21 protein-coding genes are annotated in these 19,141 nt (G+C 63.8%); 1 reads left to right on the top strand and 20 read right to left on the bottom strand.

Features of this window, described 5'->3' with window-relative positions:
* Window positions 1-290 precede the first annotated feature (290 nt).
* From K0M74_RS08850 to K0M74_RS08775, 16 genes are all read right to left on the bottom strand, one after another.
* Complete coding sequence (locus K0M74_RS08850; protein ID WP_293970714.1) at window positions 291-743, bottom strand: PilZ domain-containing protein; 453 nt, start codon at window positions 741-743, stop codon at window positions 291-293.
* Window positions 744-857: 114 nt separating this feature from the next.
* A complete protein-coding gene (locus tag K0M74_RS08845; RefSeq protein ID WP_293970711.1) occupies window positions 858-2,180 on the bottom strand; it encodes a M28 family peptidase in 1,323 nt (440 codons plus the stop codon).
* Between the two features lie 67 nt (window positions 2,181-2,247).
* The gene (locus K0M74_RS08840; protein WP_293970708.1) at window positions 2,248-2,772 is read right to left on the bottom strand and encodes a hypothetical protein; all 525 of its coding nucleotides are present in this window, start codon (window positions 2,770-2,772) and stop codon (window positions 2,248-2,250) included.
* A 199-nt stretch (window positions 2,773-2,971) separates the two neighbouring features.
* Window positions 2,972-3,505: a hypothetical protein gene (locus K0M74_RS08835; protein WP_293970705.1), complete on the bottom strand. Its 534-nt coding sequence runs from the start codon at window positions 3,503-3,505 to the stop codon at window positions 2,972-2,974.
* 187 nt (window positions 3,506-3,692) lie between these two features.
* On the bottom strand, window positions 3,693-4,538 hold the full coding sequence (locus K0M74_RS08830; RefSeq protein ID WP_293970702.1) for a glycine zipper 2TM domain-containing protein: 846 nt from the start codon (window positions 4,536-4,538) through the stop codon (window positions 3,693-3,695).
* Window positions 4,539-4,799: 261 nt separating this feature from the next.
* The gene (locus K0M74_RS08825) at window positions 4,800-5,285 is read right to left on the bottom strand and encodes a GAF domain-containing protein (RefSeq protein WP_293970699.1); all 486 of its coding nucleotides are present in this window, start codon (window positions 5,283-5,285) and stop codon (window positions 4,800-4,802) included.
* Entirely contained in the window at window positions 5,285-7,447 is a 2,163-nt protein-coding gene (locus K0M74_RS08820) for a prolyl oligopeptidase family serine peptidase (protein WP_293970695.1), read from the bottom strand. Before K0M74_RS08820 ends, K0M74_RS08825 begins: the two co-directional genes overlap by 1 nt.
* A gap of 128 nt (window positions 7,448-7,575) precedes the next feature.
* Window positions 7,576-7,716, bottom strand: a complete 141-nt coding sequence (locus K0M74_RS08815) for a hypothetical protein (RefSeq protein ID WP_293970692.1) — start codon at window positions 7,714-7,716, stop codon at window positions 7,576-7,578.
* Window positions 7,717-7,767: 51 nt separating this feature from the next.
* On the bottom strand, window positions 7,768-7,953 hold the full coding sequence (locus K0M74_RS08810) for a hypothetical protein (RefSeq protein ID WP_293970690.1): 186 nt from the start codon (window positions 7,951-7,953) through the stop codon (window positions 7,768-7,770).
* A gap of 146 nt (window positions 7,954-8,099) precedes the next feature.
* The gene (rplQ, locus tag K0M74_RS08805; RefSeq protein WP_088442505.1) at window positions 8,100-8,522 is read right to left on the bottom strand and encodes a 50S ribosomal protein L17; all 423 of its coding nucleotides are present in this window, start codon (window positions 8,520-8,522) and stop codon (window positions 8,100-8,102) included.
* A 115-nt stretch (window positions 8,523-8,637) separates the two neighbouring features.
* Window positions 8,638-9,696: a DNA-directed RNA polymerase subunit alpha gene (locus K0M74_RS08800; protein WP_039576660.1), complete on the bottom strand. Its 1,059-nt coding sequence runs from the start codon at window positions 9,694-9,696 to the stop codon at window positions 8,638-8,640.
* 107 nt (window positions 9,697-9,803) lie between these two features.
* On the bottom strand, window positions 9,804-10,193 hold the full coding sequence (gene rpsK / locus K0M74_RS08795; protein WP_003040416.1) for a 30S ribosomal protein S11: 390 nt from the start codon (window positions 10,191-10,193) through the stop codon (window positions 9,804-9,806).
* A gap of 100 nt (window positions 10,194-10,293) precedes the next feature.
* Window positions 10,294-10,662, bottom strand: a complete 369-nt coding sequence (gene rpsM, locus K0M74_RS08790) for a 30S ribosomal protein S13 (RefSeq protein ID WP_088442503.1) — start codon at window positions 10,660-10,662, stop codon at window positions 10,294-10,296.
* Window positions 10,663-10,860: 198 nt separating this feature from the next.
* Entirely contained in the window at window positions 10,861-11,652 is a 792-nt protein-coding gene (locus K0M74_RS08785) for a 3'(2'),5'-bisphosphate nucleotidase CysQ (protein WP_293970683.1), read from the bottom strand.
* A 13-nt stretch (window positions 11,653-11,665) separates the two neighbouring features.
* Window positions 11,666-13,009 (bottom strand): metallopeptidase TldD-related protein, encoded by a 1,344-nt coding sequence (locus tag K0M74_RS08780; protein ID WP_293970679.1) that lies wholly within the window; start codon window positions 13,007-13,009, stop codon window positions 11,666-11,668.
* A 51-nt stretch (window positions 13,010-13,060) separates the two neighbouring features.
* On the bottom strand, window positions 13,061-13,459 hold the full coding sequence (locus K0M74_RS08775) for a hypothetical protein (protein WP_293970677.1): 399 nt from the start codon (window positions 13,457-13,459) through the stop codon (window positions 13,061-13,063).
* 282 nt (window positions 13,460-13,741) lie between these two features.
* Between K0M74_RS08775 and K0M74_RS08770 the strand changes: the two genes are divergently transcribed.
* A complete protein-coding gene (locus tag K0M74_RS08770) occupies window positions 13,742-15,715 on the top strand; it encodes a prolyl oligopeptidase family serine peptidase (RefSeq protein ID WP_293970674.1) in 1,974 nt (657 codons plus the stop codon).
* Window positions 15,716-15,824: 109 nt separating this feature from the next.
* Here K0M74_RS08770 and K0M74_RS08765 read toward each other — a convergent pair whose 3' ends face one another.
* The 4 genes from K0M74_RS08765 to K0M74_RS08750 form a co-directional block, all read right to left on the bottom strand.
* A complete protein-coding gene (locus tag K0M74_RS08765) occupies window positions 15,825-16,430 on the bottom strand; it encodes a hypothetical protein (RefSeq protein ID WP_293970671.1) in 606 nt (201 codons plus the stop codon).
* Between the two features lie 83 nt (window positions 16,431-16,513).
* Window positions 16,514-17,032 carry a demethoxyubiquinone hydroxylase family protein gene (locus tag K0M74_RS08760; protein ID WP_293970668.1) on the bottom strand — a complete coding sequence of 173 codons (519 nt, stop codon included), beginning with the start codon at window positions 17,030-17,032 and terminating at the stop codon, window positions 16,514-16,516.
* A complete protein-coding gene (locus K0M74_RS08755) occupies window positions 17,029-17,511 on the bottom strand; it encodes a disulfide bond formation protein B (RefSeq protein WP_293970666.1) in 483 nt (160 codons plus the stop codon). Before K0M74_RS08755 ends, K0M74_RS08760 begins: the two co-directional genes overlap by 4 nt.
* 12 nt (window positions 17,512-17,523) lie before the next feature.
* Window positions 17,524-18,915 carry a S41 family peptidase gene (locus K0M74_RS08750; RefSeq protein ID WP_293970663.1) on the bottom strand — a complete coding sequence of 464 codons (1,392 nt, stop codon included), beginning with the start codon at window positions 18,913-18,915 and terminating at the stop codon, window positions 17,524-17,526.
* Between the last annotated feature and the right edge of the window lie 226 nt (window positions 18,916-19,141).

Here is a 19,141-nt window from a genome sequence, read left to right as displayed (position 1 = left end):
GGGGCCGCGGTTATGCCCTGCGTGACATCGACGATGTGGGTAATGAGGGGCGCCGCGGCGCCTGACGCTTCGCTTCACACTTTTTTACCGCGGCACCCCGGCGCGGAGAAATCCGCGCCGGTTTTCTTTTGGCGATCGGGGTTGCGGGCAGCGGTCACCTCTTTTCCCCTCCCGGCTACTGAGGGGCCGGGGGTAGGTAGCCGGCGAAGGCGGCGCTCTTCCTCGGCTCGCTACCGCTCGCGCCCACCCCTGGCCCCTCCCTGAAGGGAGGGGGAACGTCTAGAAACTCCCTATTGTCGCTTGCTCTGCCACACACTGCGCCCGAAATGCGCCGGCTGCGCGCTTCCCAGCACCAACCCCGGGCGCCGCGCCGGCGCTATCGGCGGCGGTACAATCTCGAATCCCGCGATATGCTCGGCAGGCGCGGCCCCGCTGCCATGCGCGGCGCGCAGGCGCGTCGACTCGACCGGGCGGTCGGTCTGGATGCCGAAACGGTTGCCCGCGACCCAGCGCACCGTGCCCAGCATCGGCTCGTGCCCGGGCAGGAACACCGTGATTCGTTCACCGATATGCAGCGCTCCAGGTGCCTGCCCGCCGATGCCAGTTTCGGACACATTGCGGATCGTGACGTCGAATTTTCCCAGGCGAGTGCAGGCCAGCGCCGCTTTGACAAGGCGCGACTGGCGCGGCTGGCGCTTTTCGTCCGGAGGAGGTGAGGCTGGGGGAGCCTCGGGAATTGACATGGCGCGACCCATTGCTGTCGCCCGACCCCCACGTCGGCCGATGATGATGGTCCCGTTGTTGCGGTAACAGAGGAAGGTAAATTTTCGTATAGCGTGTTCGGTAATATTTATGGGTCAGGGCGCGGACGGCAGCCCGCCGAAGGTGACGATGCTCTCGCTGCCATCGGCTGCCAGCGCTGACACGCCAAAGAAGTGATCGTCGACGATCACTCCGGGCAACAGCAGCTCAGCCGCGGCATCGCCCGCGACCCGACGACTGTCGGTCCAGTCCGCCTTGTCGGCGCGGCGCCAGTGAATGCGGTACGCGGCGGCGCCTGCCACCGGCGACCATTTGATCGTCGTGTTCGAACTGACCGCGCCATCGATGCTGACGCTGGCGGGCGCGGGCGGCGCGGCGGCAAGCTTGCTGGCCAGCACGACGTTGAGCGCGGTGACGCGCGCGAGATAGGCAAAATCCATCTCGTCGACCGTGTCGCCATATTTGCGGCCATTGTCGGTGCGCAGATCCTGATGCTGATGATCATAATCTTCGATCCCGACGGTAAAGCGGATCGCCGGATAGCCGAGTTCGAGCGACGGCAAATGATCGCCGCCACGGCGGAAGCGGTCGGGGCGGCGCACTGCCAGCACTTCCAGTCCGATCGCCGGGCTCTCCTGCCCTGCGCGGATCGCCGCCTTCGCCAGCGCGCGCGACGGGCCGTCATCCTCGCCACCAATCCCGCGCCGTGCCAGCTGCGCCGCCAGATCTTCCGACGCGCGGATGCCCTCGCTGAACACCCGCACTCGGTTATCGACGATGGCGCCGTCGGTCCCCTTGATGCCGCCGACGATGTCGTTGTTCAGCATCGCCGTGACCGGCCAGTTCTTTTCCTTGGCATGACGCGCGAGCAGACGCCCGCCCCACAGGCCCTGCTCCTCGCCCGAAAGCAGCGCATAGACGATCGTCGCGCGATGCTCCTGCCTGGAAAGTAGCCGCGCCGCCTCGATCACCAGCGCGGTGCCCGACGCATCGTCGTTGGCGCCGGGGGCATCGGCGGTGAAATTCATTACATCGCTGACGCGGCTGTCGATATGCCCCGCGATGATGATGACATGCGCCGGATCGCCGCTGCCTTTCTGGATTGCCAGCACATTTTCGACGATCACGCCGCCCGGCGCGCGCGGCCCGTCGAAGCGATCGGCTATACGCTCGACCGTCAGGCAGCCGCCGCAAGCCTTGGAAATGCGCCCGAACTCGGCGGCACCCCATTTGCGAGCTGCCCCAATGCCGCGTTTCGGATCGGTCGCCGACGACAAAGTGTGGCGGGTGCCGAACGACACCAGCTTTTCGACGTCGGCTTTCAATCGTGCGGGGTCGGCGGCGGGGGTGGCATCCTTCGCATGCGCCACCATGGGCGCGACGAGGAGCAGGGCTGCGAGCAGGCTGTGTTTGATCATACCCGCTTCATGCGGGGTTATGCGGGCAAAGAAAAGCCCCTCCCGTTTTGGGGGAGGGGCTGGATAATTAACGCAGGCCAGAGAATTTCACGTTCTGCACCCGGCCATAGCGGATGTCGCAGCTGAACTTGCCGCGGTCGTAATATCCACCACGACCCCAGCGGCCGTCGTAACCGTCGCGGACGACGACGCGGCCTTTCACCTTGTAGCCGTCGCGCTTGCGATCGATGCTCGTCACCTGGGTAACGTCAGTGTTGCCATAGCGGCGGCTGCCGCGTTCGACCGCGTTCACGCACTGGTTCACGGCGCTGCGGCTGTTGCCATAGCGGTTGTAATCATAGCCATAACCATAGCGTGCGTCGTTATAGCGACCGCGATAACGGTCGTCGTAACGGTCATAGCGGTCGTTGTTGCCGCTCGACAAAATGGCGGCAAGGCCGCCCAGCACGACGGCGCCGGCGATCACTTCGCCCGCGGTGATTCCGTCGCGATCATACCGGTCGCGGGCAGCGGCAGGCGCGGCGCTCATCAACATCGCGCCAGCGGTGGCCGCACCAATCGCGGCCTTGGTCAGGTTAGTCTTGATAGCCATGGTTCGGTCTCCTTCAGGCGCAGGCGGCAGCGTTGCGGCCTGTTGGAGATGTTCTACCGATTCGGGGGTGACGCGGTGCTGAACCCGTCGCTTATCTGGCGTTCAGGCTCGGTTTTGCCGGCGTTCAGCTTCAAAGCGAAAGGCCGCGCCCCCCGAAGGTGACGCGATCCTGCGTAAGTTGTTGATCCAGAGGAGTGGTTCAGCCGAAATTGACATCGACGACGCGGCCATTGCGATAGCTGCACCCGAAACTGCGGACTTCGCCGCCCAGCCGCGACGCGGTGCCGGTGACATACCAGCCGCCGTTATTGGCTTCGGTGCCGTCGATGCGGTCGACGCGCGCGTCGTCACCCATTTCGGCCTCGACCGCCCAGCTGCACGCATCGGCGGCGCGGGTCTGGGCGTCACCGTTGCCATAGGGGCGCGTATCGCCCTGTTCCACGCGCGGCACATAGTCACGGTCGCGCTGGTCATAGCGCTGGTCGTCGCGATACGGCGGGTCGTAACGATAGTCGGCCGCGCGCTCGCGCCGGTCTTTGCTCGCGGCGCTGGCGATCGCGGCGATGGTGCCAATGATCAGCAGGCCGCCGAGCACGTCGCCGGTGCTGACGCGGTCATGATGGCGATAGCCCCAGCCGCCATGGCGTGACCGCGCTTCGGCGGGGACGACGCTGATCCCGACCGAGGTTACGACGACCGCGACTGCGGCGGCAAGGCTGGTGAATGTACGCATCGAGGGATACTCCCCAAGGGCGGGCAAAGGATGGTCCGGCCCGCGATGCTTATGCGCTACGCGGTCAATGCTTTCGCGCCGCTGAACCGTTGTCCTAGCACGATGGGGCGAGCGCAGAAATGGGAAAGGCCCGCCATCGCTTGGATGACGGGCCTTCGAACCCTAGGTGACCAGACCTGTCGGGCAATCAGCAGACGCAGCGCGGCTTGGGCCGGGGCTTCCACTTTTTCTTCGCCACGTAGCGTTTCCGCACCGGCACATTCTCATAATAGGTCTTGGTCGTCGTCTCGACCGTTTCGGTGACGACCGGCGCGCCGTTGGTGATGATTGTCGTGACTACCACGCCCGGGGTGTAATAGCCGTAGCCGTAGCCATAGCCATAGCCGCCATGACGGTATGTCCTGCTGCTGTGATGCGAACCGCGACTCGACCACCAAGCTTCGCATTTCTTCTTGTCCGACGCATCGCCGATCGCGGCACCGGCGAGCGCGCTAAGGCCGCCGCCGATCAGCGTCCCCGCGGTGCGGTCCCCGCGCCCGGCGATGCGGTTGCCGACGACGCCCCCCACGACTCCGCCGACAACCGCGCCGCCTACCGTGCCCCCCCGGCCACAGCGGCGTTCCATTTCTGCGTCTTGCTGCGGGTCGTACCCGCCGCCGTAATAGTGATGCGGCGGCGGATAGCCGGCGCCATGGCCTTCGACCGTGCCTTCATAGCTGCCGTCGTAACGGCGACCGTCGGCCGATTCATAGGTGCCGTTCCAGGTGCCGGTCCAGCGGCCCTCGGCGTCGTAACCCGACACGCGCCGATATTCGACTTCGCTGGGGATCCGATCGGCGTGGCCGGTATAGACGCGCACGTCGGCATCGGCGGGCGCGCCATAGTCCAGCGCCGGGCGCGGGTCGTGATTATAGGACACGCCGCTCGCCAGGTCGGTCGCGGCGCGCGCGTCGATCATCGGCGCTTCGGCATGGGCACGCCCCGCCAGCAACAACGAGCCCGCTGCCACTCCCAACAAAACGAACGTGCGCATGACTAACTCCCTGATCCCTGGGTCCGAACCGATTGGTTAACAGCTTGTTAGCAAAATCAGCGCCTTTTCGCGAATCCGTTAACCGTGAGCTTCGCGTCCCGATTTGGGTCAGATGAGATATTTGGTGGACGGCGGTCGAGAATCGCCATCGCCCCCGCGAAGTGCGTTCGGAGTCACGGGCCTCCGAACGCGGCCGCTGTCGGTTTACGCGACGGTGCAGCAACAGGCCGCTTACGGCCCCGCCTTTGCGGGGGCGACGTGTTACGCCAGCGCCCCCGAAATTCGTGCCACTAGCGCCTCGGCACCCGCCTGATCCGCGGCCGAGAACCGCCCCGGCACCGGGCTGTCAAGGTCGAGCACGCCGACCAGCTGGTCGCCCGCGATCACCGGCACCACCAGTTCGCTGCGGCTGTCGGCGTCGCACGCGATATGGCCGGGGAAGGCGTGGACATCGTCGACGCGTTGGGTAACGCGCAGCCGCGCCGCGGCACCGCACACCCCCTTGTCGAGCGGAATGCGGATGCACGCCGCCTTGCCCTGAAATGGGCCGAGCACCAGTTCCTGCCCGTCGAAGCGATAAAAGCCCGCCCAGTTGAGGTCCGGGATCGCCTGCCAGATCAGCGCCGCAACATTTGCCATGTTGGCGATACCGTCGGGCTCGCCCGCGACCAGCGCCGCGGCGGCGTCGCCCGCCTCGGCCCAGAGTTCAGCGGGCTCGGTCGCGGTAAAGGCGAGCGCAATGGACATTATTCGACGTTCAGCCCGGTCCATTTCGCTGCAAACGCATATTTATCGGCGGCTTCGGCGATGATCTTGTCGGTTGGTTTGCCCGATCCGTGCCCGGCGCGCGTTTCGACGCGGATCAGATGCGGCTTGTCACCTGCCTTCGCATACTGCAGCTGCGCAGTATATTTGAAGCTATGCCCCGGTACGACGCGGTCGTCGGTATCGGCGGTGGTCACCAACACCGCAGGATAAGACACGCCCGACTGGATGTTATGATAGGGCGAATAAGCGAGTAGATTCTTGAAATCCGACTCTTTCGACGGATAGCCATAATCGTCGACCCAGTAACGCCCCGCGGTGAAGCGGTCGAAACGTAGCATGTCCATCACCCCCACCGCGGGCAGTCCGGCCGCGAACAGGTCGGGACGCTGGTTGACCACCGCGCCGACGAGCAGGCCGCCGTTTGATCCACCCTCGACCGCGATCTGGCCCTTGCCAGCCACACCTTCGGCGTTCAGAAATTCGGCTGCAGCGATAAAATCGTCGAAGACATTCTGTTTCTTGTCGAGCCGCCCGGCATCATGCCACGCCTTGCCATATTCGCCGCCGCCGCGCAGGTTGGCGATCGCCAGAATCCCACCCTTGTCGACCCACGCCAGCCGCGTTGGGGAAAAGCCGGGAGTCATCGACACATTGAAGCCGCCATAGCCATAGAGCAACGTCGGCGATCCCTTGCTGCGGTCGAGCCCCTTTTTCATCACGAGGAACATCGGCACCTCAGTGCCGTCCTTCGATTTGTAGAAGCGCTGCTCGACGCTGAAATCGTCGGGTTTGAAGGTCAGTTCCGGCTCGGCAAAAATCTCGCTCTTTCCGGTCGCGGTGTCGAGCCGATAGATGGTCGTCGGTCGCGCATAGCTGGAAAAGGCATAGAAGGTTTCCGGATCACTCGACTTGCCGCCAAACCCCGATGCTGATCCGATGTCGGCCAGGCTGATGTTTGCCACCTTCTTGCCGTCGAGGGTGATCATCTCCGCCTGCGATTTCGCGTCGCCAAGATAAGACAGGATGATGCGGTCGCCGACGCGTGATGCGCCGACCAGCGTGTTTTCACTTTCGGCGACCAGCTCGGTCAGCTTGCCGGGACTGCGGATGTCCATCGACACCAGCCGTTCACGCGGCGCACCCTTGTTGGTGATGAAAGTGAACAGCGGCCCCTGGTTGGTGACATATTCCCAATTATTCGCGAAATCGTTGATCAGCGTGACCGGCTTGCCGACGCCGTTGGCGGCAATTGGATAAAGCGTCACGCCCAGCCGCGCGTCGGTTCCCTCGGACCCGAAAACCAGCAGATATTTGCCGTCATCGCTCACCGCCGCCGAATTGTTCAGCTTGGGCTTTTCGGGCGTCGCGTGGATCAACACGTCGGCGCTCTGCGGGGTGCCGAGTTTGTGAAAATAGACACTATGATTTTCGTTGAGCGACTGGAAAGCCTCACCCGCTTCAGGTTCGGGGAAGCGCGAATAATAAAAGCCGCTGCCGTCCTTTGCCCAGTCGGGCGCCGAAAATTTCACCCAGCGTACTTCGTCGGACAGATCCTGCCCGGTCGCGACGTCCTTGACCCGGACGATGCGCCAGTCGGTGCCGCCGTCCTGCACCGAATAGAGCAGATATTTTCCATTTTCCGACGGCTGCCATTCGGCAAGCGCGGTGGCGCCATCCTTGGCCCACAAATTGGGGTCGATCAGCACCCGGCCTTCGCCCTTCATCCCATCGCGGACATAGAGCACCGACTGCGGCTGCAACCCGTCGTTCCGGGTATAAAAGTACCGCGAACCTGCCTTGGTCGGCAGGCCAAAGCGTTCGAAATTATAAAGCTCGGTCATCCGCTTCTTGAATGTATCGCGGCCGGGCAGGGTGGCGAGATAGGCGTCGGTCACCTGGTTCTGCGCCGCGACCCATTCGGCGACTTTTGGATTGACGCGAACATCATCTTCCAGCCAGCGATAGGGGTCGGCGACATTGACGCCGAATTGCGGATCGACCGTACCGCCGCGCGCGGTGTCGGGATAAGCGAGTGTCGGCGCTGGCGCCGCTGCCGCCGCGGCTTCTGCTGCATGCGCTGCGGTGGGCGTCATGGCAAGAGCGACGAGCGCCAGCGGCGCGGACAGGGCATTACGGGACATGGCAAGGCGATCCTCATGGTTCCGGGGTAATTATCGTGCGTCAATATGTAAGGATGCTAAAGCCGCGGGCAAGCGGATTTCCGACCTATTTTAGTGGTGGTGCGGGCTGGGCGCCGGACGATTAGCGTTTAGAACTCGATCAGGATCCGGACCTTGTCCGGCGTGGCGCCGACGATGCGGGCGATATCGGCTCGACTGGCAGCCAGCAGGACCGGTGTGAATTCGCGGTCGTCGCTGCTCAGCAGTTCAGCAGTTGTTACACCGAGCATCTTACCCAGCGCCGCTACTCTGCCGTGACGGGGGCGTGCTCGACCCTTTTCTCAGCCCGATATGGCAGGCGCGCTTACGTTCAGCGCTGATGACAGTTCCGCCTGATTGAGCCTGCGCGAGCGCCGCAATCGCCGCAAGCGGGCGCCAAAGGATTCGGTTCGCAATTGTGCTTGTTGCGGAAGGTCCATGGTTGCCTGATTATTGAACGACGAACCGACGTTGATTTCACTCGCCATGCTGCAATAAATACACCGTGAATGTTGATGCGCTGTGCAATTGTGTACGAGTGATCGACGGACGTGGCGGCAACCGCCTGGCGCCAAAGAAAAGGGCGGCCATCCTGTCGGAGGCCGCCCTTGATCTTGTCTAGTTAGAGCGAGGCTCAGGCTTCCGCCATATCTTCTTCATACTGCTCGACCGGACCAGAATCCTGACCCTTGGCAGCGACGTCGCGATCGACGAGTTCGATGATCGCCATCGGGGCAGCGTCTGAAGCGCGAATACCGGCCTTGATGACGCGCGCGTAACCGCCGTTGCGGTCCTTGTAGCGTTCGGCCAGGACGTCGAACAGCTTGACCAGCTGAGTGTCGTCCATCAGGCGGCTCATCGCCAGACGGCGATTGGCCAGACCGCCGCGCTTCGCAAGCGTGATCAGCTTTTCGATATAAGGCCGCAGTTCTTTCGCCTTGGCGACGGTGGTCGTGATCTGCTCATGCTTGATGAGTGCCGCCGACATGTTGCGGAACAGGGCCGTGCGGTGCGCGCTGGTGCGCTGCAGCTTCCGGCCACCCGATTTATGACGCATGATTTCTTCCTTCGTTTGTCAGAGGGGCCGTGTGAGGTACCCCAAGCCAGGACGATTGCGGGCCGACCCATTCCCGTTGTGACGGCGCCCCGGCGAACCGGGGCGCTTATCTCGATTAACCCAGCAGTTCTTGCTCGAGCTTCTTGGCCATCTCTTCGATGTTTTCCGGCGGCCAGCCGGGGATGTCCATGCCCAGGCGCAGACCCATCGAAGACAGCACTTCCTTGATTTCGTTCAAGGATTTGCGGCCGAAGTTCGGGGTGCGGAGCATTTCGGCTTCGGTCTTCTGAACCAAATCACCGATGTAGATGATGTTGTCGTTCTTCAGGCAGTTGGCGCTGCGGACCGACAGTTCCAGCTCGTCGACCTTCTTGAGCAGGAAGCGATTGAGCTGGTTGACGTCCGACTCGTCGGCGGTGGTCGGCGAAGCCGCCATGCCGATCATGCCGCTGTCGTTCATCGCTTCTTCGAAGTGGACGAAGACCTGGAGCTGGTCCTGGAGGATGCGCGCAGCGTAAGCCACGGCGTCTTCCGGGGTGATCGTGCCGTCGGTTTCGACGGTCAGGTTCAGCTTGTCATAGTCCAGTTCCTGACCGATGCGGGCATTGTCGACCTTGTAGGCGACCTGGCGCACCGGCGAGTAAAGCGAATCCACCGGGATCAGGCCGATCGGCGCGTCGATCGGACGGTTGGCGGTCGCGGGGACATAGCCTTTGCCTGTGTCGGCAACGAGTTCCATGTTCAGCGTCGCACCGTCATCGAGGTGGCAGATGACGTGGTTGGGGTTCATCACCTTGATGTCGCCCGACACCATGATGTCGCCGGCCTTGACGGTCGCGGGACCGGTGGCCGAAAGCTGGAGCCGCTTCGGGCCTTCGCCTTCCATCTTGAGCGCGATCTGCTTCACGTTGAGGACGATGTCGGTGACATCTTCGCGCACGCCGGCCAGGCTCGAGAATTCGTGGAGAACGTTCTCGATCTTGATCGACGTGATCGCCGCACCCTGGAGCGACGAGAGCAATACGCGGCGCAGCGCGTTGCCGAGCGTCAGGCCAAAGCCGCGCTCAAGCGGTTCAGCGACGAAGGTCGCCTTGCGCTTGCCGTCGCTGCCAGCCTTGATTTCCAGGTTGCTGGGCTTCTTCAATTCCTGCCAGTTCCGGATATTGACAGTCATGGTCTTCCCTTTGCTTTTGGCGGGACGAATTGGGGGTCGACCAATCTGTCCGGCGTTAGGAGTTTAGCGGATGCCGCCCCGGAAATGGGGCGCATCCGAAGCAGGCATCAGACGCGGCGGCGCTTGGCCGGGCGGACACCATTGTGCGGGATCGGGGTCACATCGCGGATCGAAGTGATGTGGAAACCAACCGCCTGCAGCGCGCGAAGCGCCGATTCACGCCCGGCGCCCGGGCCTTTGACTTCGACTTCCAGCGTTCGGACGCCATGTTCGGCGGCCTTCTTGCCAGCGTCTTCGGCGCAGACCTGCGCCGCATAGGGAGTCGACTTGCGGCTGCCCTTGAAGCCCATCATGCCTGCGCTTGACCAGGCAATCGCGTTGCCCTGGGCGTCGGTGATGGTGATCATCGTGTTGTTGAAGGTCGCGTTGACGTGGGCGACGCCCGACGAGATGTTTTTGCGTTCGCGCCGACGAAGGCGCTGCGGTTCACGAGCCATGATGTAATCCTAACCTAATCCTGAATGGCCGGTGGCGGGCGATGGCCGCTGCCCCGGCAGGGGAAATAAGGAAGCGCGCCCGGATGGACGCGCTCGAACCTTATTTCTTCTTACCGGCGATCGCCTTGGCCTTGCCCTTGCGGGTGCGCGCATTGGTGTGCGTGCGCTGGCCGCGGACCGGAAGGCCCTTACGATGACGCAGGCCGCGATAGCAGGCGAGGTCCATCAGGCGCTTGATGTTCATCGCCGTGGTGCGGCGAAGATCACCCTCGACGGTCAGGTCGGCGTCGATCGTTTCACGGATCTGCAGCACTTCGGCGTCCGACAGGTCCTGAACGCGGCGCGATTGGTCGATCCCCAGCTTGGTGGCGATGTCGACGGCGGTCTTGCGGCCGATACCGTGGATGTAGGTGAGCGCGATGATCACGCGCTTGTTGGTGGGCAAATTGACGCCCGCAATACGTGCCATAAGTAATTTTCTCCTGCTCCACAGGGCCGTAGGCAATCGACCCCATCTCAAAGCGTCTGATTTCCAACGCAAAAAACGGACCACGAATGCACGCTACGCGCTTCGCCGTCCGGTCATGATGTCGGAATGGAGGCGCAACTAAGGTGAGTCGGGCCGATTGTCAAGCGGAGTGCGCTGGTTTGCGCGGCGCTTTTGCCGTCAGGATGGGGATGTAAGGGCGACCGCGCGATCGTGCAACCGATCGACCACCGAGGCATGAATATCCGGGGCGCAGGCGATCACCCCGAACGCCTGTGCGTGCGGCGTGTTGAACTTTAGCGGCGCGCCAAAGGCGTCGCTGACGGTTGCGCCCGCTTCGGTCGCGATCAGCGCCGCGGCGGCGACGTCCCACTCGAACCCCCAACGCAATGTCGCGACCAGATCGGCGCGGTCGTCGGCGACCAGCGCGATGCGCAGCGCGATGCTGTTTGGCTTGGTGACGATCACCAGATCGCTGTCGACCTTGGGCAGGGCGTCGGCGGGGACGCGCGATCCGGCGAATATCATGCGCTGGCTGGCGTGCAGCGTCTCGCCGTTGAGCTGCGCGCCTTGCCCTTTTTGTGCGACCCACAATTCATCGAGCGCCGGGGCATAAAGGATGCCGAACTCGGGCGCGCCATCGATCACCAGCGCGACCGACACGCACCACCCGGGGCGGCCGCGAATGAAATCGCGGGTGCCGTCGATAGGGTCAACGCACCAGATCGCGCGGCACGCTAGCCGGTCGGCGTTATCGGCGGTTTCTTCGGACAGCCAGCCCGCTTCGGGCACCATCGCGCCGAGCACCGCCTTCAGCCGCGCATCGACCGCGAGGTCGACGTCGCTGACCGGATTGTTGTGCGACTTGTTCCAGACATTGACCGCCTGCCCCTCGCCGCGCCAGCGCGCCATCGCCATATCGCCGACTTCGCGGGTCGCGGCGATCGCGGCTTCGAGGTTGCGGCCCGGCATTGGCGGCGGATCCTTAGCTCGACGCGACGGTCATGCCGTCGATGCGCAGCGTCGGTGCATTGGTACCGTGGCGGAATTCCAGGTCGTTGGCGGGGACCAGCGCCGCGAACATATCGATCAGATTGCCTGCGATGGTGAATTCGGCGATCGGCCCGGCGATTTCGCCATCCTTTATCAGGAAGCCCGACGCACCGCGGCTGTAATCGCCCGTGACTGGATTGACACCGTGGCCGATCAACTCCGTGATGTAGACACCGTCGGCGATGCCCTCCCTCAGCGCTGCGGGCGTCACGCTGCCCGCCGCAAGATGCAGATTGCTGGCGCCGACTCCCGACGCACCACCGCCGCGGCTCGCGTGGCCGGTCGGGGTCAGGCCAAGCTGCTTCGCCGATGCGGTGTCGAGAAGCCAGCCGGTGATCTTGCCGTCCTCGACCAGGTTGCGCGCCGCGGTCGGCAAGCCCTCGCCGTCGAAGGCGCGGCTGCGCAGCCCGCGCATACGATGGGGCTCGTCGCGAATGACGATGCTGCGGTCGAACAGCAGCTGATCCTCTTTGCCGAGCAGGAAGCTGGTGCCGCGCGCAATCGCCGGGCCGGCGATCGCGCCGAGCAGATGACCGACGATGCCGCCGCTAACGCGCGGATCGAACAGCACCGGCGCCTTGCCGTTCGGCGCCTTGCCGGGGTTGAGCCGTGCAACGGCGCGCGTACCCGCCCGGGTGCCGATGTCGCCGACGCTTTCGAGGTCGGAGAGGTGGTGCGCGCTGTGCCAGCCATAGTCGCGCTGCATGTTGGCGCCTTCGCCCGCGATGACGCTCGCCGAAAGGCTGTGGCCGCTCGACCCGTAACCACCGGCAAAGCCGTGGCTGGTCGCCAGCGCGAAACGGGTGCGGCTATGGCTCGCGCTGCCGCCTTCGCTGTTGGTCACTCCGGCGACCGCGCGCGCTGCTTCCTCGACCGCCAGTGCGGCTGCGCGCAGCGCCGCGGGGTCGGCTTCACTGCCGTCGTCGAGATCGAGGTCGGGAACCGGGCCTTTGAACAACAATTCTTCAGGCGCCAGACCGGCATAAGAATCTTCGGGCGCCTCACGCGCCATGGCGACACAGCGTTCGACCAGCTTGGTCAGCTCGCCCGCATCCATGTCGGCGGTCGACACGCTGGCGCTGCGTTGGCCGACAAAAACGCGCAGGCTGATATCCTGCCCCTCGGACCGCTCGACATCCTCCAGCGCGCCAAGGCGCATCGAGACTGACGTGGCGGCGTTGCAATAATACAGCGCGTCGGCGGCATCGGCGCCGGCTTTGGCAGCGGCGTCGCACAGCAATTGCGCGCGATCGAGGGCTTCGGAGACAGTGAGCATTGCCGCGCCCTATACGGCGGGCGGCAGGGCGTCAAACTTGGCTGGCAGTGGTTACTTGACGATCGCCGCGATCGCATCGGTGGCGGCCATCGCGCCGCTGACCCACAAAAAGGGCAACGTCAGCGCGGCGACCCACAGGCGGCGGACGTCACGGCGAAAGCGCGCATGCAACCCCCAACTGGCGAGCGCCTGACGGCTCAGGTGATACCAGCGCCGCTCGGTAGAGCGCGCAACGGGAACGGCGAGGGCCAGCAGGACGATCAGCGCGACGACAATGAGCGTCGACGAAGCGCCCGCAGCGATTGCGCTCGAAACCAGCCAGATCTGCAATGCAGCAAAGGCCACCAGCGCAGTTGCGGCGTGCCAGGTCATGCGGCGACCAAGACTCCGCGCTGCCGGCACACTAGGTGACGTGCGCCGCCACAGGCGCGGTCCGAATGCTGATGCCATTTTTTCAGCCCCCTTAGGCTGGCGATTCCCAGAACGCCACGATTTCAGCCCAATATTCCCAAGTCAAGACAGGTTGGCACCGATTCGTTAACAATTCCGCTCGTTTCACCCCGGATTCGCAACCAAATCGCGCCAGATCGTCAAAAATGTTGCGATTTTGCTGCGATAGACCGTGCAGGAGTCGATGAATCGATGTCAAAACCCGGCTGACGGTGGTCGAAGCCGCGGCGTCGTTGGTCGAAGCCTTGCATCCGCCAGCAACGTTGATAGCGTTTAGTCCCAGTGGATCTGCTTTATTGCAACACGGGGAAAATCATCATGCGCTATCTGGCCTTTCTTGCTGCCCTGACCCTGCCGCTCGCTTCCGCTTCGGCTGCGGAAGCCGACAAGCCCGCCGTCGAACCCAAACCCGCGGCGCTGATCGCCGACGGGGTGCCGGAAGTGCCGGTCGAGCTGGCGGCGGCAACGCGGCCCTATATGGAGAACCGCGGTGCCGGTTTCGTCGGCTGGAACCCGATCGACAAATCGATGCTGATCGCGACCCGCTTCGGCAACACAGCGCAGCTGCACCGCGTCGCGATGCCGATGGGCGCGCGCAAGCAGATCACTTTCGAAGCCGAGCCGGTCGGGTCGGGTAGATGGGCACCAAAGAAGGCCGATGTGATGCTGGTCCAGAAGGACATCGGCGGCAATGAATTCTATCAAATCTACGCCATGAAGGACGGGCGGCTCGACCTGCTCACCGATGGCAAGAGTCGCAACGGGCTCAACGCGTGGAGCCAGGACGGCCAGCTCGTCGCCTTTACCTCGACGCTGCGCAACGGCCGCGACAGCGACATCTATGTGATGGACCCGCGCGATCCCAAGACGCGCCGCATGGTCGCGGAAGTAGAGGGCGGGGGCTGGGGCTTGCTCGATTTCACGCCTGACAAGAGTTGGGCGCTGGTTGGCAAATATACGTCGGTGCAGAAAGCCGACCTGTTCCGCCTCGATCTGGCCAGCGGCGCGATGACGCCGATCGGTGACCATAGCAAGACGGTGGCGCTCGGCGGGGCGAGCTTTGCCCCCGACGGCACGATTTGGATGACCAGCGACGAGGGCAGCGATTTCCAGCGGCTCGGCACGCTCGACCCGGCGACGGGCAAGTTCACGCCGAAGGGACCGGCCGAAAAATGGGACGTCGATACCTTCGACATCGCCGATGACGGCAGCTTTATCGCTTATGTGGTCAACGAGGCGGGCATGGCGAAACTGCGGCTGTTCGATCCAAAGACCGGAACGGTGCGGACGGTCGACAAGCTGCCCGCCGGGATCATCGGCGGGCTGGAGATCGCGCCATGGGGCGAGATCGGCATCACCTTCACCTCGGCACGCAGCGCCGCCGATGCGTTCAGCGTCGATCCGAACACGCTGGCGGTAACGCGCTGGACTGAAAGCGAGACGGGCGGGCTCGACGTCTCCGAGAATGTCGAACCCGAGTTGGTGAAGGTCAAAAGCTTTGACGGGCTTGAGGTGTCGGGCTTCCTCTATCGCCCCGATCCGGCGAAATTCCCCGGCAAGCGGCCCTTGATTATGAGCGTCCATGGCGGTCCCGAGGCGCAGTCGCGGCCCGGCTTCATGGGCCGCAGCAACTATATGCTGAACGAAATGGGGATCGCGCTCTTCTATCCCAACGTCCGCGGCTCGACCGGCTATGGCAAGACCTTTGTCAGTCTCGACAACGGGCCATTCAAGCGCGAGGACAGCGTCAAGGATATGGGCGCGTTTATCGATGCGCTAGCCAAGGACAAGACGCTCGACGCAGCGCGCTTCGGGCTGACCGGCGGCAGCTATGGCGGCTATATGTGCTATGCCGCCGCGACCCATTATGGCGACAAACTGCGTGCTAATCTGTGCGTCGTCGCGATTTCGAACTTCGTGACCTTCCTGGAAAACACCCAGGATTATCGCCGCGACCTGCGCCGCGTCGAATATGGCGACGAGCGCGATCCCGTGCAGCGCAAGAAGCTGATGGAAATTTCGCCGCTGACGCGCGTTTCCGACATCAAGAAACCGCTGTTCGTCGTCACCGGCGCTAACGACCCGCGCGTTCCCGCGTCAGAGGCCGACCAGATCGTCGCCGCGATCCGCAAGAATGGCGGCACAGCGTGGCATCTTGTCGGGACCAACGAAGGGCATGGCTTCGCGAAGAAAGAAAATGCCGACTATAATTTCTGGTCGTCGCTGCTTTTCTGGAAACAATATTTGCTGAATTGAGCTGATCTGAACGCCCCGTCATTGCGAGGAGCGAAGAGACGCGGCAATCCAGAGTGAGGGTAGACCGCCCTGTATTGCTTCGCTTCGCTTGCAATGACGATATAAAGCGTCAGCCTTGCGGCGGAACCGGCAGCGGTTCGGCGTCAGCTTCATCGGGTGCGGTCGGCATCGGTGCCTGACCGCTCGCCTGCCGCTCCAGCTCCGCGGCGGCAGCCTGCCGTTCAGCCAGCGCGCGTTCTTCGGCCAGCACCGCGGCTTCAACCTCGTCCGATGCCGAATCGATGCCCGCAAGCCGTTTGGCGCGTTCATCGGCGATCATCGCCTGCCAGTCCGTCTTGTCGGCGGCCTGGCGCTCAGCCTTGGCGCCTGCGACCAGCGCCTGCGTACAGCCAGTAAAGCCGCCCAGCCCGGTCGGCGAACAGCTGTCGGTTCCGAAACGACCGATGCGCTCCACCGCGACGACCTTGTTCGCCCATGCTTCGTTGCGCACGTCGAGCGGATTGCCGCGCAGCATTTCGGGGACGCGATAGCGCTCGCCCTCAGGAAGCTTGGCGCAGACCAGAATTTCGTCGTCGGCACCCTTCGGACATTGATCGTCGCCATAAACGACGACCTGGTTAACCTTTTCGCCCTCGACCACCGTCTGCTGCGCCGCGGCGGGTACCGAGAGGGCGCTACCGGCGAGGATCAGCGCGAACAGGGGCAGGCGGGTCATCGGATATTCCTTTGTCTTATTTAGTGCGGCTTGGCACTGCGACCCTGCATCGGTCATGAACGGATGCGTGGGCCTGATCACTATCAGATACGCTTCGACAGCGCGATGGCTGCACGGCAACCGGCGCGGATCGCGAGGCTTAGCACCGGGTAACCCGGCGCGCTTTCGGCGCCCGCGGCGAGCGCCGTGTTCTTATGCTCCAGTTCTTCGGCGCGGAAATCGGCGACCGCGGCGCTGAGTTCGGGGTCGCTGTCGCCGAGTTCATCGAGCTGGTCCCGGTAATGGCGATCGATTTCTGTCTCGACCGCGGCGGTGCAGGCCATCGCGGCGCGCGGTCCCATCGCGGCGGTTACCGCACCCAGCGCAAAGCCTGCGACTTTCCAGAACGGCTGGAGCGCGGTCGGGCGCACGCCGCGCTTGGCGATCATGTCGTCAAAAAATTTGCGGTGGCGCTCTTCCTGTTCGGCCATATGCGCAATCTCGCGTGCCATCGGATGGCGGTCGCCCATCACCGCGAGCTGCCCCGCATAGATGCGCGTCGCGCCATATTCGCCGGCCTGATCGACCCGGATCATCGCTGCGTTTTTATCGGCTTGACTCATGCCGCCGATGTGGGCCGACGGCGCAGCAAGGTCAAGACGAGCGCCGCGGCGCCGAGCGAAAAGATCGCATTGAAGCCCGCGAGCGAAATGCCGAACAGTGTCCACTGCGCGGTGTCGCAGCGGATTAGCGGCGCGTTCATGATCGCGTCGAGAGATACAGGTCCGCCGCTGCCGGTCGCGCAGGTGGTCAGACCCTCCCAAAAGCCATATTCGACCCCGGCGTGGTAGATGCCGATTACGCCCGAGACCGCGATGGCGAGCGCGGCGAGCATCGTCAGCGCGCGCATGGCCTTGTCATTGCCGCGCAGCAACAGCGCAAGCAGCGCGAGTATGATCGCCACCTGGTGCGGCCAGCGCTGCCAGTAACACATTTCGCAGGGGTGCAGACCAAAGCCAAATTGTGACACCAGCGCGCCGCCATAGAGCAGCAGCGGCGCAGCGAGCGCGGCGATCGGCGCACCAAGGCGCGATTTCAACATGCCGGCGAACCCTTAGTTACGGCGCGCGGGCTTAGCGCCCGGCTTGGTCGCCTGCGCTGCCATGCGCGGCGCGGTCGGGCTGATCCGCCCGATCGTCTGCAACGCATAGTGGAGCTGGAAATCCTCGATCCCCTTGGCCTTGAGCTCCGCTGCGGTCGCGTTGAAGCGCGGATCGACCTTCTCGTCCTTTTCAATCAGCCCGTCGTCGACCTTCTTCTCATTGATCAGGTGACGGCGCAGGTCGCTTTCGCGGAATTTCGGCCGCGATGCATAATCGGGGTCCGAAATCTGCGGGACGCGGATGTCGGGTTCGATTCCGCCCTCCTGCACGCTACGTCCCGACGGGGTGTAATAGCGCGCGGTGGTCAGGCGAAGCGCGGTGGTATCCGACAGCGGCAGCACCGTCTGCACCGATCCCTTGCCAAAGCTGCGCTCGCCCATCACCACGGCTCGATGCTGATCCTGCAGCGCGCCGGCAACGATTTCGGAGGCCGATGCCGATCCCGAATCGATCAATACGACGACCGGTGCGCCGCTCGCCAGATCGCCGGGCTCGGCGAAAAAGCGTTCGATGTCGCCCTTGCGGCGGCCGCGCTGCGACACGATTTCGCCGCGTTCCAGGAACAGGTCGCTGATCCCCACCGCCTCATCGAGCAATCCGCCCGGGTTCGAACGCAGATCCACGATCCAGCCGCGCGGTTTTTTGCCCAGCGACTTTTCGACCGCCATCATTGCCGCGCGCATATCGGTGGTCGCATCGGCCGAGAAGCTGGTGACGGTCAGCACACCGACATCGCCGCTGACTTCCCATTTCACGGGCTTCAGGTCGATGATCTCGCGGGTCAGCGACATCTCGATCGGCTTGTCCTGACCTTCGCGGACGATGGTGACGTCGATCTGGGTGCCCGGACGCCCGCGCATCTGTTCGACCGCTTCGTCCAGCGTCAGGCCAAAGATCAGTTCCTTGTTGATATGGGTGATATAGTCGCCCGACTTGATCCCGGCCTTGTCGGCGGGGGTGTCGGCGGTCGGCGCGATGACCTTCACGACGCCGTCTTCCATCGTCACCGACAGGCCCAGCCCGCCATATTCGCCGTCGGTCTGGGTGCGAAGGTTCGAAAAGCCGCGCGCGTCGAGATAGCCCGAATGCGGGTCGAGGCTGGCGAGCATGCCGTTGATCGCACCTTCGATCAGTTTCGAATCTTCGACCGGTTCGACATAGTTCGATTTCACTTCGAGATAGACGTCCATGAAACGCGAAATTTCTTCCTGCGTCTTGCTGTCCACGCTCGCCATTGCGCCGGTCGCGAGTGGCACCAGCGCCAGCGTCGAGAGCGCGGCGGCGCCCTGCCACAACGCAAAGCGGCGCTTCGAAGACACGGGCGTTTTGGTCGAGTCGGTCATGTGCGTCTTTCACTCAGGCGGGAATTCCCGTCTTATATACCCCGGCCCACCATCCTCCTACGCATTTGCGCAGGCGTCAAGCGGTGCATCCCGATAGGGGACAGCCCCCGAATGGGGGATTAACGGGTGCGATCACCCGATCATCGCGACGATATCGACCGGGCGCCCACCGCGGCGCAGTTCAACGGTGATGCGGCTGTCGTCGGACCCGGCGCGGGCGGTGGGG

It is taken from the genome of Sphingopyxis sp., from assembly GCF_019459305.1.
Taxonomy (GTDB): Bacteria; Pseudomonadota; Alphaproteobacteria; order Sphingomonadales; family Sphingomonadaceae; genus Sphingopyxis.
The sequence above is the reverse complement of the archived record's forward strand: the minus strand, read 5'-3'. Positions and strand labels throughout refer to the sequence as shown.